The organism is Saccharopolyspora sp. NPDC002686 (assembly GCF_040295745.1).
Taxonomy (GTDB): domain Bacteria; phylum Actinomycetota; class Actinomycetes; order Mycobacteriales; family Pseudonocardiaceae; genus Saccharopolyspora; species Saccharopolyspora oryzae.
Genome location: NZ_JBEOVY010000062.1, coordinates 1 through 14894, shown reverse-complemented (window position 1 = coordinate 14894; position 14894 = coordinate 1). Strand labels below are relative to the sequence as shown.

The following is a 14894-nucleotide window of genomic DNA, read 5'->3' as shown; positions in this document are numbered from 1 at the left end:
GGTCACTTCGCGTCTCGTGCCCATGTGCTCGACGGGAGATGGGATGGAGCAGGGGTTGCTGAAGCAGTCGTGCGGTTCGCTGGTCGCTGAGCTGTGCGGGCCGCACGTCCTCGTCCGGCTCCGGGATGAGGCGACGGCGCAGGATTCCTCCATGGCGCAGCTGCCACGGACTCCGAATGAGCTGTTCGTGGCGGTCTCGCGCGCGGCACAGCAGACACCGGCTCTGCACACCGAGCTGCCCGCTCTGCTGGAGCCGCTGATCAACGCGACGGGGGTTGTGCCTCGGGTACTCTGGCTTGCCGTTGCCGGCTTCGGCAACGGCGGTCTGCCGCAGCACCTGTCGCAGCGTTTCGGGCTGGACGTCGTGGTGCCGGATGTTCAACCCACGATGGTTGCTGGTACCGGTGCCTACGCCGGTCGTTCTTCTGGTGGCAGCGGTTGGTACTTGTTCCGGGCGGGGAGCCGGCCGTGGCTGTTCAGCACGCGGTACCCGGTCCCGAGCTGGGAGCGGGCGCTGCCGATTCAGCGCATGGTGCACGGCACCGCGGTCGTGGAGCCAGTGCCGGCCGGTGTCTTGATTCACGACGTGCGGAACGCGCCGTGGAACGCTGGCCATGTTGCTGTTCGCGTTTCCGTTGCTGACCGATTCCCGAGGCTTCTGGTCGGGGGATCGCCACTGGTTTCGCCTGGTGCGGTGAGCGGATTCCTGAAGCAGCTTGCGGATCCGGTGCTGTCGGCGTTGGTGCTCGTGCCCATTGCCGCGGATGCGAGCCGGTACCAGTGGTTGGTGGACCTGGCAGTCCAGTCGGCCAGACATGTCAACTTCAGCACCGGAGCGATCCTGCCGAGCCTGGGATCTCAAGCAGCGACCGTCGTACTTGATTCGTTCGGGCAGCAGCGGTTCCGCCCGTTCGCTACGCTGGTGCACCAGCCAGCTGGAGGCGGTGACCAGAAGGTGTTGGAGATTGCCGAAGCGCCGCCGGGTTGGCAGCGCTGCGGCCCACGCAGCTACCTGTTCGTCGCTGAGGATTCAGGGGACAGAGTGCTGGCCGAAGTGGTGCCCTCCGGGATCGTCCTGCACCGGACCGGCACGACCTTGGACATCAACACCGCTGCGCTCGCCCTCCCGTTCAGCCCGGACGAGTGGGTGCTGAACGTGGGTTCGGCCGGGGAACCGGTGTGCAATGAGCTACTCAAAGCTGCTGAATCGCTGCTGCACGGGATCGATCCTGCGAGTTGTGCTGCCGCGCGGCTGCGGGTGTACGGCGAACTCGACCGCAGTACCGCAGCTCGGGTGCGCAGCCTCGCCGCAGGAGCCGGAATCCCGGTCGACCTGCCATCTACACCTCCGCCCGTGTCGAACACCGATCCCGTTGTTGGATCGCCGGTCGAGCTCAGTTCGACGGCGGCGCCTGCACACCCGGCAAGCGCGAGTTCCGATGAAGCCGCTGACATCGCCTTGCCGGCGGCGGATTCCAAGGTGACGCCGGACGAATCGCACACCCCCAACGTGCCCGGAAATCAGGTGGGACCCGGAACATCGCGGCTGGAGGATCTGGTCCCCGAAGCGGTCACACGACCGGCGGACGGTCTGGTTTTCGCTTCACAGACAGCGGAAACGCGCATGGTGATCATGTCCGCGCCAGTTTCAACGGTCTCCGGTCTGCCATCGCGACGATCACCTTCTGCGAGCGAGCCAGAACCGGATCCCGACGCTCCGCAGGATCTGAATGCGCCGGACGATCCGGAAGCGACGACCGGCGCCGCACATGGGACGCAAGCCGTGGACGACGAGGCTGCGCAGGAGGATGACACCGTCCCGGAGCGACCTTCCGACGTCGTGTACGACCCAGTCGAAGAGGAAGTCGCTCCCGCCCCCCTAGAAGACGAGCCGATCTCAGCCGACCAGTCGCACGCTGCGGTGCAGACGGCCGACGATACTGCCGAAGAGGCCGACGCACCCCGGGCGCTCGAGGTCAAGGATCGAAAGAGCACCACGACAGAGCAGAACCGGTTCACGTCGGCTGCGGGTGACGCGTTCTCGGAGGCGTTGGCAACGGTGAACGCAGCGATGGCCACGTGGCCATCGCTGCGGCATGGCGAGGATTCCGGTGCCAAGGCCGACTACGTCGCAGTGTGCTTGTTCCTCGGTAAGGGCGAAGGCGGTGCGGAGCAGCTCAACTTGGCGGTGCGCAGCGGCGCTGTCACCGAGTTGGACGGCCACGTTCCGTGCCTGGTCTCCGGGATGCGGCGCTTGCCGACCCACCGCCGCCCTGTTCTGCGGCAGAGCAATGTACCGGGGTCGCTGGAGGAACGCGCCACCCCCGGAACTCTGCTGGCGGAACCAGGTTTCCTCACCGCGAGCATGGATCTAGACGTGACCGTGCCCGGCGCGCAGGTTGATCTGCTGATCTGGCCGAGCGGCGCCCGCCGCACATCGGAGCTGTCCGTGAACCGGCAGATCGACGAGGTCGTCTTCCTCGCCGGGGCTAGGCTCAAAGCGCTCGCCGTGCGCGAGGCCGATGGGGACGAGGTGGAAGACGACGATGAAACGCCCGCTCCGCGGATCGCGGTGCTGTTCCGCGAACTAGCGCCGGGCGAGCACTCATCCGGCGCGGAACTGGACGAGAAAGACCTCGCTGCCCTGGCCAAACTGGACAGTGCACTTGCACGTCGGCGACGATCGAAGCTCAGGGTGGTCGACGACGAGGACCTGGTCGTCCGTCTCACACGCTCGATGGTCGAAGCGACCGATGATCACGCCGCAGCAGAAATGCCCTTGATCGCCAGCGCGTCAGCAGGCCAGTCGTGATGGCCAGAGCCTCCCGACTCAGCGCGTGTTTGATCGCGGCCGGTGGACTGCTTCTGGTGGGGGCCGGCCCAGCGGTGGCGCAGGACGCCCCGCCGCAGATGCCGACCGGCGAGAACTGCATCCAGCCGCCGACGGTGACCTACGAAGGGATGCCGTGGGCGCAGCAATTGCTGGCACCGGAACGGGTTTGGGATCTCACCCAGGGCCAGGGGGTCAAGGTCGCGGTCGTGGACACCGGGGTCGATGCCCGGACTCCGCAGCTCGCGGGTGGGAAGGTGCTGGCCGGTAAGGACGTGATCCACGGCGCCGGTGGACCTGCCGACGATGATTGCTTCGGACACGGGACGTTCGTGGCCGGAATCATAGCGGCCTCTCCCGTTCAGGGCTCCGGCTTCGCCGGTGTCGCCCCCGGCGCGCAGATCGTTCCGGTCCGGGTCGCCACCGGCGTTGAGGAGCGCACTGGGGACATGTTCACGCCGGCGGCACTGGCCCGGGGTATCCGGGCTGCGGTCGATCTCGGTGCCCGCGTGATCAACGTGTCTGCGAGTACGAACGCTCCGGCCCCGGAACTTGCCGAAGCGGTGCAGTACGCAGCGCAGCACGACGTGCTGATCGTCGCCTCGGCGGCGAACGGAGCTCTGGAAGGTGACCCGGTCACCTATCCGGCGTCCTATCCGGGGGTGGTCGCGGTGGGTGCGATCGATTCCGCTGGTGAACACGCGAGCTTCTCGCAGGTCGGACCGTACGTATCAGTGGTGGCGCCTGGAACGGACGTGGTGAGCACCGGTCCGCACGGACCGGGGCACTGGCAGGGCAGCGGTACCAGCTATGCGGCGCCGTTTGTATCCGGAGTGGCCGCCTTGGTACGCGCCTACCACCCGCAGTTGACGGCAGCACAGGTCAAGCAGCGGCTGGAGATGACGGCGAGCCATCCGGCGACCGTGCTGCCCGACCCCGCGTTGGGCTGGGGGACGGTGAACCCGATGGCCGCGGTTTCATCCGTGGTGAACGGGGAAGGTGCTGAGGGAGCCACGGTGGTACCTCGGTCGCCGAAACCCGCATCGGTCCCGCCGGAGGACGAGCTCGGGCCGTTGCTGACTCTGATGAGCGCGGTGGGTGCCGTGGTGCTGACGATGACGTTGGTGCTGGTCTGCCGACTCAGTGGCGCGGGGAACCGACGCCGCTGGGGGCGTCCACGGGTGCTGACAGTGGTTCCGGACCGGTCGGCGAAACCAGATCCGGAAGCGGAACAGGCCACCCTGAACTGACGGGCTACGGCGGCTGAGAAGTTGCGTGGATTGGTGCGAGAAAGCTCACCCATCTGCGAAAACACAGTTCCAGTGACGGTGTGTTGCAACCCTGGTCGCTGGATAATTTTAACTTCGTGGGAAATTGGAATTTCACCACCTTGACAAGTAAGTTGGCCCTGGGGAAATGGTTCCTGTTCGGCCAGGTTAGAAATCAAGATTGCCCCGTGCGTGTTTCGGTAGTTTGGTGCGGGAAGTGTGATCTCTCATTGGGTCGGAAAATCGTGAAGGGGTTTGTGGATGCCCGCATCCACAAACCCCTTCACGGGTATCACGCTTGCTCAGTTCTTCACTTCCAGGTTCACGTACCCGCCACTGATCACACACCGGAAGTCGGACCAGCTGTTCGAGACAAGACCGGCATTGCCGCGGTCAACGCACTGGTATTCGGTCTCGTAGCGGCTGTGGAGCTTCCAGGTATCCGCCATCGCGACTCCGGAAACAGATGTGATGGCGATCAGGCTGAATGCGGCAGTAGTAACGCCGCGGGTGATGTTTCTCGGAATTTCGCATTCCTTATGCTAGAAAATTTTCGGACACATTGATCATAGGGTTCCGGCGGTCGGATCCGTGTCGGCTGAACGCAAATCAGGGCGTTTCCGGGGTATTCCCTCGCGAAACTTTGATCATGGTGTCCGCCCGGCCATCGGTGATAATTTTCTTCGCGTCGGCGCCCGATTGATGAACTGATCGAGCGCGATGAGGTGAAGGGGTTTGTGGACGACCAAGTCCACAAACCCCTTCACTTTGTGTCGATATTTGACGAGCCGCTCCGGCCCTTGCATTCGCCGGTGGTCGGTGCGGTGGTGAACGCGGGGAATCTCAGTCCCTTGACTTGGGTGTTGTGCCCTCGACCAGTGGGGTCTGTACGAGTCGCACCGAGCGGCGGCGGTTGACGAACTGTGCACGGCCCGGCACGAGCGTCCGCGGACGCAGATTTCCCAGGAAGGATCCTTCGTCCCTTGGGCAGGACAAGAGCATCGCCGGCGTGCCGAGCTCCCACATCCGGCGGATCGCCGGATTCATCATCGACCGGCTGGCGCCCGATGTGCTGCGCGCGATGATCAAGTGGACACCGATGTCCGAGCCGTGCGGCAGCAGCGGCATCAGCGGTTCGAGCACGCCGCCGCCCATGCCGCCGGACTCGGCGAGCTGGAAGTCGTCGATGAGGATGAACAACCTGCCGCCTTGCCACCAGTCGCGCTTGGGCAACCGGCTCGGGCTGATCTCGGGCCCGGGGATCCGCGACTTCAGGTTCGAGGCGGCGCCCACGATGGAACTCCCCAGCGCCTCTCCGCCGACGGCGTACTCGATCTGGTGCTCCGGCGGGATCGAATCGTGCAGCTCGCGCTGGAAGTCACCGAACATCACCCGCGCTTCGTTCGGCCCGTAACAGGAGACGATCGACCGCGCGATGTGGCGCAGGATGCTGGTCTTGCCTGTCTCGGCGTCGCCGTAGATCAGCAGGTGGGGGTTGGCGTCGAAGTCGTACCACTGGGTGGACAACCCGACGTCCTCGATACCCAACGGCATCCGCATCTCGGCTTGGGGGGACGGTCGCTGCGCCGCGGGCAGTGCGCCGGCCTTCAGCGACACCGGGAGCAACCGGACCTTCGGCGCCGTGGGTGCGGTTGGCTGTGCCAGCGCCTCGGACATCTCCGTGGTGGCGTCGACTAGATCGTCGGTGTCGGGCTGGCCGTCGATGCGCGGAAGTGCCGCCAGGAAGTGCAGTTTGTCTGTGGTCAGGCCACGACCAGGGAGGTTCGGCACGGTCGCCGCCAGCCTGCTGTTGATCTCGGAGTCCACCGGGTCGCCCAGCCGCAGCTCGAACCGGGTGCCCAGCACGTCCCGCAACCACGGCCGCATCTCCGCCCACCGGTTGGCGGCGATGATCAGGTGGATGCCGAAGCTCAGACCCCGGGCGGCGAGTTCGGTGAACCGGTCTTCGAGTTCGTCGAAGTCGTTCCTGATCGTGTACCACCCGTCCACCACGAGGAACACGTCACCGTAGGGGTCCTCGTCGGTGAAGCTGCCGTTCCGGCGGGCCCGCCGGTAGCTGGCCATCGAGTCGATGTTCTGCTCGGCGAACAGAGTTTCCCGGCGGGCGAGCAGGTTCGTCATCTCCAGCACCGTGCGGGTGACCCGGTCCCGGTCCAGCCGGTTCGCGATGCTGCCCACATGCGGCATCTTCGCCAGCGAGCTGAGCGTGCCGCCGAAGTCCAGGCAGTAGATCTGGGCGTCCGAGGCGCTGTGCGTCAGCGCGATCGCGCTGATGAGCGTCCGCAGCAGCGTGCTCTTGCCGGACTGGGGACCGCCGACCACCGCAACGTTGCCCTGGCTGCCGGAGAGGTCGGCCGAGAGCAGTTCGCGGCGCTGCTGGGCGGGCAGGTCGACCAGGCCCACGGGCACTTGGAGGTCGGTCGTCTGCAGGTCGCCGACCGGGCGCGGCCCGAGCTCCGGGTGGTCGACCAGCGGCGGCAGCAGCTGGTCCAGGGTGGGTGACTTGCGCAGCGGTGGCAGCCAGACCTGGTGCGCGCGCGGACCGATGTCCTGCAGTCGCCCCAGCAGCACGTCCAGCATCGTCTGAGCGGGTTCGTCGGTGTTCTCCGGCTCCGCCACTGGTGCGGGTTCCGTCGCGGCAGTGGGTTCGATGTAGTCGGTGCCGAAGGCGACGACCTGTTGCTCAGCCTCGGCGCGAGTGCTGCGCTGGCGCTTGCTCCGGTACTCGCCGGAGACGTAGGCGCCCTTGAAGCGGACCAGGCTCGTGGTGTCCGGGCGGAGGTAGCCGTTGCCCGGGCTGGTCGGCAGCTCGTAGGCGTCCGGCACACCGAGCACGCTGCGGCTTTCCATCGCCGAGAAGGTGCGCAGACCGATCTTGTACGACAGGTGGGTTTCGATCTTGCTAATCCTGCCTTCGTCCAGTCGCTGCGAGGCCAGCAGAAGGTGGATCCCGAGGCTCCGACCGAGGCGGCCGATCATCGCGAACGTTTCGACGAACTCGGGCTTGTTGGACAGCAGCTCGCTGAACTCGTCGACGACGATGAACAGCGCGGGCATCGGTTCCAGTTGCGCCCCTTGGGCGCGGGCCGCCTCGTAGTCCCGTCGTGAGGCGTAGTTGCCGGACGCGCGCAGGTGCTCCTGGCGCCGGTTCATCTCGCCGGCCAGCGCGTCCTGCATCCGGTCGACGAGTTCCAGTTCGTCGACCAGGTTGGTGATCACGGCCGATGTGTGCGGCAGCTGGTCGAAGCCGAGGAATGCCGCGCCGCCCTTGAAGTCGACGAGCACGAAGTTGAGCTCTTCAGAGGAGTGGGTGGCCGCCAGCGCCGCCACCAAGGTCCGCAGCAGTTCGCTCTTGCCCGACCCGGTCGCGCCGATGCACAAGCCGTGCGGCCCCATGCCGCCCTCGGCGGACTCCTTGATGTCGATCTCCATTGGGACCCCGTTGCCTGCGATCCCGATCGGGACGCGCAACCGCCGCTTGGCCGTCATCCGCTCTCGCCGGTACTTCACCGGGTTGAAAGTGCGCACGTCACCAAGACCGAGCAGGGTGGACAGGTCGTAGTCCACCGCCAGCGGCTCGTCCGACTCGGACACTTCGCCGACCCGGAACCGGGCCATCGTCCTGGCCAGGGCGGCGGCCCTCGCAGTGCTGACGTTGTCCGGTGCGCACAGCTCCTTGCTGTGCGGCTTGCCGAGCCTGTCGAACGAGACTGTGTGCACCTCGTCCTGGTCGACCTCGAGGAACAGCGCTCCGGCCTTCGCCTGCCACGGGAAGGATTCCCCGACGTCGAGCACGATGGTGTTGCGGTAGCCCTCGTCCCCGGCGCGGTGGTCGTCGGGCAGCTGGATCCCGTCCACGATGATCACGACGAACGGTTCGCTGCTGGTGATCGGGGTGTCCGGCTCGAACCGCGGCCGGGAGGTGAAGGTGTTGCCCCCGAGCAGTTCTTCGACCTCGCCGAATGATTCGGCGACCAGGCGACGTGCGCCGGCAGCGTCCTGGCTCACCATCGACTGGTTATGCGGCAGCCACTTGAGCCAGTCCCAACGACTGCGGCGCTCCGCCGTGACGCACAGCGCGATCTGCACGTCACCCGGTGCGTGCGCGGTGGCGAGCTGGGCGAGCATCGCTCGCACCAGGCCTGTGACATGCTCTTCATCGCCACGGAACCGGATTTGCCCGAAACCGCGCAGGTACACGGCGATCGGCGAGTTCGACAGGGTCGAGTAGGCACGCAGGAACCGGCGCAGCGCGTGCGCCGCCAGTGGTTCCAGGTCTTCGATCGGTTTGCTTTCCGGCGGTACCAGTTTCACCGAGGACCGCTGCTTGCCGAGTCCGATGCGGACCTCGCCGAAGTCGTCGTGCGCCGGCCGGCGCTCCCACAGCCGGTATCCCAGTGCCAGCGACCACAGGGAACGCGGATCTGGGTGGATCCAACGTGCCGACTGCTGCTGGTCGGCGAGTGCCTTGCGCACCCGGCGGCGGGTCTGCGCCAGGTAGCGGATGTAGTCCCGCCGGTCCCCGTTCAGCTTCTGCTTGTGGTTGACAGAGTTGCGCAGGAACTGGACCAGGATCATGCCGACCGCCGCGGTCGCCATGATCCCGCCGCCGATGTAGGCCATCGGGCCGGACCCGGGCCGGACGAACATCATGACCATCGCCAAGGAGCTCAACGCCATCGGTGCGTACATCAACACCGAGCTGAGCCCACTGTCCGCCGGTTCCGGTACGGCGGGTGGCTCCTGGATGTCGATCTCTTCGCTCGAGGCGGTCGGCTTCGGGCGCCGGGGCCGCCGGGCGAACAACACGGTGCTCACAAGTGCTCTCCCTTTGGTGAGTGGAATCCCGTCGGCAAGCGGCCGTCGGCGTTCCGCTCCGCCCCGCGTGTGCGAGGCCGCTACTTTTCGGGCCGGGTCTCCAACCCTGGCAGGAAGGACCTGGGCACCAAATGGCGATTTCGGAAGAGCGGACTCAGCATCGCACAGTCGATTCGGGAAGGCTACGGTTCGTCCTCGGCGAGCAGGCTACGGACGTGGCCCTGCCAACCGAGGTCCCGTTGGCCGACCTGCTCCCGGCCGTGCTTCCGCAGTTCGGTGCGGAATGGATCGAGCAGGGAGCCGACCACGAGGGCTGGGTCGTCCAGCGCGTCGGTGAAGAACCCCTGGACGAGGACCGCACGCTCACCGAACTCGGACTGCTGGACGGTGAGACCGTCTACTTGCGACCGCGCGCGGACGAACTCGCCCCGATCGATTACGACGACCTGGTCGACGGGGTCGGCGAACGAGCGCGGAACAATGCCGGCTCGTGGAGCCCGGCGCGAACCCGTTGGATGTTCCGCTTCGGCGGTACTTTGCTGCTGTTGCTCGGCTTTCCGCTGCTGCTTGGCGCGGGACCGGTCGTCATGCAAACAGCCGTGGCCGGTGGCATGACGGTCCTGCTGCTGGTGGGCAGCGCGCTGGTGGCACGCGGCGCGGCGAACCTGCTGGTCGCCACGATCCTCGCCGGGCTCGCCGCCGGGTACGGCGCGCTGACCGGGACGTTGCTGCTGCTGGCACTGGCGCCGGCGGCCACGGCGGTGCAGATGCTCAGCTGCGGATGTGCGGGTGCCCTGGTCGCACTGGTCACCGGACTGCTGGCGGTGGCTGACTCCGCGCTCTTGTTCACCGGAGCGCTGACATTCGTCACCGCGCTGGGCATCGCCGGGTTGATCGGCTCGGTGAGCCCGGCGACACCGCTGCAAGCTGCGGCCATCGGGCTGGTGCTCACGCTGATCGCGAGCTTGTTTATCCCCACGTTCGCATTTCGGCTGGCCGGGTTGACCCTGCCGATGCTGCCGACCAACCCGGCGCAGTTGACCGAGGACATCGACCCGGTGCCACACCGGATTGTGGTGGAACGGGGAACGCTGACCGTCGGTTACTCCAAGGCGTTGCACCTCGGAATCGGTGCGGCGCAGTCGATTCTGGTGCTGGAGGTGCTCGCAGGTGAGATCGACGGCTGGGTCGTCGCGTTCTCGTTGGTCACCGCGCTCCTGCTGTTCCTACGGGCACGGCACCCGGACGGCACCGTGCAGCGGTGGGCGGTGATCACGCCCGGCCTGATCTGCGTGCTGACGAACGTCCTGCTGCTGGCCGTGATCCAGGACACGCTCGCGCGAGTGCTGGGATTCTGGCTGGTGGCCGTGGTGATCGGCTCGGTTCTGCTGGTTGCCGGTGAGTTCCTGCCGGGACGCAGGCTGCGCCCGTACTGGGGCCGGGCAGCTGACATCTTCGAATCGCTGACCGCGATCGCCGCCCTGCCGTTGCTGCTCCAGGTGCTGAACGTATACGCGATGATGCGAGGGCTGGCGGGCTGATGCAGTCGCGAAAAGATCAGGTACAGGCCTACTTCTTCGTCGTCGGACGGCTGGTGGCCGCTGTCACCCACGGTCATCCGGACGCGTTGGAGCAGCCGAACAAGCGCCTGCGTAACGGCATCATGTTCGGTGTGCTGGCCGCCGCACTGCTGATGGCGGTCTTCGGCGTCCTCGGCTTGTTCTTGCCTGGCAAGAACTCGTCGTGGCGCGCCACGGGAACGATCGTCGTGGAGAAGGAGAGCGGGGCGCAGTTCGTCTACCTCGACGACCGGCTGTACCCAGTGATCAACTACTCGTCGGCCCGGCTGGCCGCGGGCAATTCCGGAGGACAGGTCGTTTCGGTGTCGCAGGAATCGCTGGCAGGTACACCGGTCGGTCAGCCGATCGGGATTCCTGGTGCGCCGGACTCGCTGCCGACCGCGGGCACTCTCGAGAGCGGGCCGTGGACGGTGTGCGTGCAGCCCGGAGCAACGAGACCGATGGCGAAAGACCCCGTGGTGACGCTTTTGCTGGGTGCGAACCCCGGAGTGTCCACAACGGACGAACAGGGGCTTCTGGTCAGCACACCGGACAACGCGGTCCACCTGGTGTGGAACGGCAGGCGGCACCGGCTGCCGGACCAGCTGGCCGTCGATGCTCTCGGGTACGGCGGTGTTGAACCGGTGCGGGTGTCCTCGGCGTGGCTCGAACCGATTCCCGCAGGGCGAGATCTCTCGGTCCCCAACACCCAGCACGCCGGTTCGCCCGGCCCGGTGATCGAGGGCGCGCCCAGCCTTGTCGGGCAGGTGTACCAGGTGCACAACCCGGCGATGGACGAGGAGCAGTTCTACCTGGTCCGCGCAGACGGGATGACGCCGTTGAACCGTACGAGTGCGGCACTGGTGTTCGCCTCTCCGACGACCCGGGCCGCTTATCCGGGTAGTCCGGTGCAGGCGGTGCAGGTTGGCCCGACGGCGCTGGCCGGGGTGCCGGTGTCAGCTGGGGAAGACCTTGCCACAGGATTCCCGCCCGCCCCGCCGGAACCCGTGGTGCTACCGACGGACTCGCAGGCATGCCTGCGCTACGCACCATCCGGGGCCGGCGAGATGAAAGTGACCCTGCAGTTGCAGCGCAATGCGGACGTCAACGCGGGCTCGGCAGCACTTGCCGAGCACGTCGCCGGTTCCATGGCCGACAGGATCGTGCTCTCGGCGGGCCGCGGCGTGCTGGCCCGGAACCTGCCCGCTCCCGGATCACCGCCGGGAACGGCGTACCTCATCACCGACGTGGGCACGAAGTACCCGCTGGCCGACGAGCAGGTGGTGCAGGCACTCGGCTTCACAGCTGAGTCAGCCGTGCAAGTCCCGAACGAACTGCTGAACCTGCTGCCCTCGGGACCGGTGCTGAACACGGCTGGTGCCACCCAGATCCAGACTCCACAACCATGAACAGGATGATTGGTGAGGGGACTCCCTACGGATTCCGATTGGAACCGGGCTTCGACGCGAAATCCAGCGATGGAGATTAGTCTACTTTCGGTAGCGGTCGAGAAGAAAATCGCTTGCCTTTACTTGAAAATTTCTAGCCTACAACCAGGAGTCTGCAGTGACAGAACAGGGAAACGGGAACACTTTTAACCCCGAAGATGTTTTCGCTCAAGGAAAAAGGCATGACGAGGAATCGGATGCGATCAATGAAATGCTGATTGGCCTGCGTGGCCGGATCGATACCACGTCTCAGAGCAGTGTCAACGACATGACCAAAGCGCTCTTGGATTCCTACGAAATCGCTGTGAACAACCTTCGCGAGAACGTGCTTGCCGATATTTCAAAGATGGCCAAGGACATGGGCGTGACGGTGCAGGATCAGGAGGATCAGGACAAGGACGGCAAGCAGTGGGTTGAGAATGTCGAATTGGCCAACTTCCTCAACATCGGATGATTTTGTGAGAATTTGACAAGAAAGGAATATCCTGTGTCGGATACGAAGAACTACGACTACCCCGTTATTCTTGCGGCTCAGAAGGACATTAGGGAAACCGTAACTCAAGTCGAAGAAAAGGCCAATGGTCTCATTAAGGGGGCTCAGGCTCTGAATGAAGCCGGCTGGAAAGGCGATCCTGCGGATGCCTATTTCGAGACGGCGGGTGTCCTGAAGGGGCGACTGGGGGGCTTCAATCAGGTCATCACAGACCTGGAAGCTTCGGTCCAAAAGGCGGTCGAGGGAATGCAGCAAACGGACGAGGGTGGAAAAAAGCGTATGACCCTTTCCTGATCTTTGAGAGGTTCTGGTGAGTGCCGGGGCGGTCGAGTTGGGGTCGTCCCGGCTCCAGACTCTCCCTCATTTGAGGGCGTTTGATGTGAGTCCGAAACCTGTGAAGTCGCAAGATTAGCAAGGAGGGATACTATGGCTGGCGAAACTCCTAATGTGCCGAGTGAAACTGCTTGGAACGCAGAGGAAATCAGGGCTGCGGCCAAAAGCATCGGAAATATTATGGGCGACATGGGCACGTTCCAGTCCCTGAAGGAACATTGGCCCAATGCTGGTCAGTTCGAGACTGCGCAGTGGCTCGAGCGAATCGTGGATGACCGGCGAAACGGTGTGGTCGCACATGCCGAGCGGATGAAGACCATCTGCGAGGAGATGGAGACCCAGCTGACGAAGATCGCCGATGAATTCGAGAACACCGACGGCGACAACGCCAAGGCGGTCCAGCAAGCAGTCGGCGATATGAAGACCAACATCGACAGTGCTGTCGATCAGTCGCGCACCGGGACCGAGGCCGAACAGCACAACTTCTCCGACGACCCGGACATCGACTCCGACACCAACTCGAGTGACGGGGACGGCTACAACGACGTACTGCCGACTTGAGTCGGTGAGCGCAGCAGTACCAGTCAGTTCGTGACCATCTGCCGGTGACCGGCCGCATCGTGGGTGAGGGAATACGCAATGGCGGAAACGCAGGAGCCCGTCGTCGGCGTGTACAGCGCTTCCGCGCCTCCGATGGCCGTCGACACCTATTCGACTCTGGAGGCAATCCAGGAGATCGTGGCCGACATCACGGATGGCAAGGCGGCTGACGACTGGTACCTGCTGGAGGAGGCGTTCGGGAAGGCGACCGAACGCCTCGGCGAGATCAACACGGATTTCAAGAAGCAGATCGACAAGCTCAGCGAAGCCAAGGTCTTCGAGGGTGAGGCCGGCACCGCGTTCAACGAATATGCGACCGACCTGTTCAAGAAGAGCGAAAGCCTTTACGACACGCTGAAGACCCAGGCGTACGCCACGACGGTGGGAAACATCGGTCACGCCATCCAGTCCTTCTCGGACTACTGGCGGGCCGCGATCGTCAATTCTGAAATCGCCCTGGCGCAAACGGTTGAGGAGATCGTTGAAGCGTATGCGGATGCGGACGCGCCTGAGGAAGGCGCGTTGAGAATTGCGGCGGCCGTCAACGTGGCCAAGGATTTGCTACTCAAGAGGCTCAAGGAGCTGTTGAGCAATCTCGTCGACCAGTACAGCAGCCGTGGGCAAGACCTGAGCCCACTGCACGTCGTCCTGTCCAGCAACGGTCCCGAAGCCACCGGTGACGGCGACGGTGACGGTGACGGTGATGGCGATGGCGAGGGCGAGGGCGATGGCGAGGGCGAGGGCGACGGTGATGGCGAAGGGGACGACGAGGGCGGCGGCGAAGGCGATGGCGAGAGCGGAGGTGATGGCGAGGGTGACGGACAAGATGACGGGGAGGGCGCAGGGAACGACGAGTCGGACGGGGCCAACGACGAGCTGGATCAAGCCAAGGACGACGCAGACGATGCGATGGACAAGCTGAATGACACCGCCGATTCGTACGACGACTCGACCAGTTCGGATGGTGGCACGGGCACCGATAGTTCGTCTGGCGGCGACACCGGTGGCGAGAGTGATACCTCCGGCGAAGGTTCGGGCGGTAGCGGGAATAGCGGTGCGCTGGACGATGCGGCGCAGGCGGCCAACGACGCGATCGGCGACCTGGCGAATGGTGCGGGTACAGGTGGCGAGGGCTCAGGCTCCTCCGGAGATATGGGTTCAGCAGGGGGTATGGGCTCAGGCGGGGACCCCGCTTCTGGTGAAGGTACGGGTTCCGGGGGAGATCCGGGTTCTGAGGGCGCTGGTGGCGGTGGGACGCCCACCGGCGGGGGTACTGGTGGCGGCGGGACGCCCACGGGCGGCGGTACCGGTGGTGGCTCCAGCGGTTCGGGTTCGCAGGGCAAAGGAAAGAGCGACTCGTCTGGCAAGGGCGACAGCGGCGCGTTGAAGGACGCGGAGCAGGCGGCTCAAGACGCGATCGGCGATCTGGCCGGTGGCGGATTAGGCGATACTCCTGGCACGGAATCCGGTGGCCCCGGCGGGTCCTCGGGCGGAGCACCCACGGGTGAGGACGCGGGTAAGGCC

General features: G+C 65.3%; 8 protein-coding genes and 1 pseudogene. 8 read left to right on the top strand and 1 reads right to left on the bottom strand.

The genetic code is table 11. The annotated features are described in order from the left end of the window. The first annotated feature begins 43 nt into the window (after positions 1–43). Together ABTZ89_RS11065 and mycP are read left to right on the top strand one after the other, a co-directional pair. Positions 44–2812 carry a hypothetical protein gene (locus ABTZ89_RS11065; RefSeq protein WP_351042910.1) on the top strand — a complete coding sequence of 923 codons (2769 nt, stop codon included), beginning with the start codon at positions 44–46 and terminating at the stop codon, positions 2810–2812. Between the two features lie 56 nt (positions 2813–2868). After that, a complete protein-coding gene (gene mycP / locus ABTZ89_RS11060) occupies positions 2869–4080 on the top strand; it encodes a type VII secretion-associated serine protease mycosin (RefSeq protein WP_351042908.1) in 1212 nt (403 codons plus the stop codon). Positions 4081–4941: 861 nt separating this feature from the next. Here mycP and eccCa read toward each other — a convergent pair. After that, complete coding sequence (gene eccCa / locus ABTZ89_RS11055; protein ID WP_351042905.1) at positions 4942–8937, bottom strand: type VII secretion protein EccCa; 3996 nt, start codon at positions 8935–8937, stop codon at positions 4942–4944. Positions 8938–9068: 131 nt separating this feature from the next. Between eccCa and eccD the strand changes: the two genes are divergently transcribed. The 6 genes and pseudogenes from eccD to ABTZ89_RS11025 all read left to right on the top strand — a co-directional run. Further along, a complete protein-coding gene (gene eccD, locus ABTZ89_RS11050; RefSeq protein ID WP_351042944.1) occupies positions 9069–10478 on the top strand; it encodes a type VII secretion integral membrane protein EccD in 1410 nt (469 codons plus the stop codon). Beyond that, positions 10478–11905 carry a type VII secretion protein EccB gene (gene eccB / locus ABTZ89_RS11045; protein WP_351042902.1) on the top strand — a complete coding sequence of 476 codons (1428 nt, stop codon included), beginning with the start codon at positions 10478–10480 and terminating at the stop codon, positions 11903–11905. Before eccD ends, eccB begins: the two co-directional genes overlap by 1 nt. 157 nt (positions 11906–12062) lie before the next feature. After that, on the top strand, positions 12063–12398 hold the full coding sequence (locus ABTZ89_RS11040; RefSeq protein ID WP_351042899.1) for a hypothetical protein: 336 nt from the start codon (positions 12063–12065) through the stop codon (positions 12396–12398). Positions 12399–12431: 33 nt separating this feature from the next. Further along, a complete protein-coding gene (locus ABTZ89_RS11035) occupies positions 12432–12731 on the top strand; it encodes a WXG100 family type VII secretion target (protein WP_351042896.1) in 300 nt (99 codons plus the stop codon). 132 nt (positions 12732–12863) lie between these two features. Further along, complete coding sequence (locus ABTZ89_RS11030) at positions 12864–13331, top strand: hypothetical protein (protein WP_351042894.1); 468 nt, start codon at positions 12864–12866, stop codon at positions 13329–13331. Positions 13332–13409: 78 nt separating this feature from the next. After that, positions 13410–14894: pseudogene (locus ABTZ89_RS11025) on the top strand (hypothetical protein); the annotation flags it as partial.

Bases quoted from the DNA above. Each gene is read 5' to 3' on its own strand.
- eccB (WP_351042902.1), top strand. From the start codon at position 10,478: ATGCAGTCGCGAAAAGATCAGGTACAGGCCTACTTCTTCGTCGTCGGA.
- eccD (WP_351042944.1), top strand. From the start codon at position 9,069: ATGGCGATTTCGGAAGAGCGGACTCAGCATCGCACAGTCGATTCGGGA.
- ABTZ89_RS11065 (WP_351042910.1), top strand. From the start codon at position 44: ATGGAGCAGGGGTTGCTGAAGCAGTCGTGCGGTTCGCTGGTCGCTGAG.
- ABTZ89_RS11030 (WP_351042894.1), top strand. From the start codon at position 12,864: ATGGCTGGCGAAACTCCTAATGTGCCGAGTGAAACTGCTTGGAACGCA.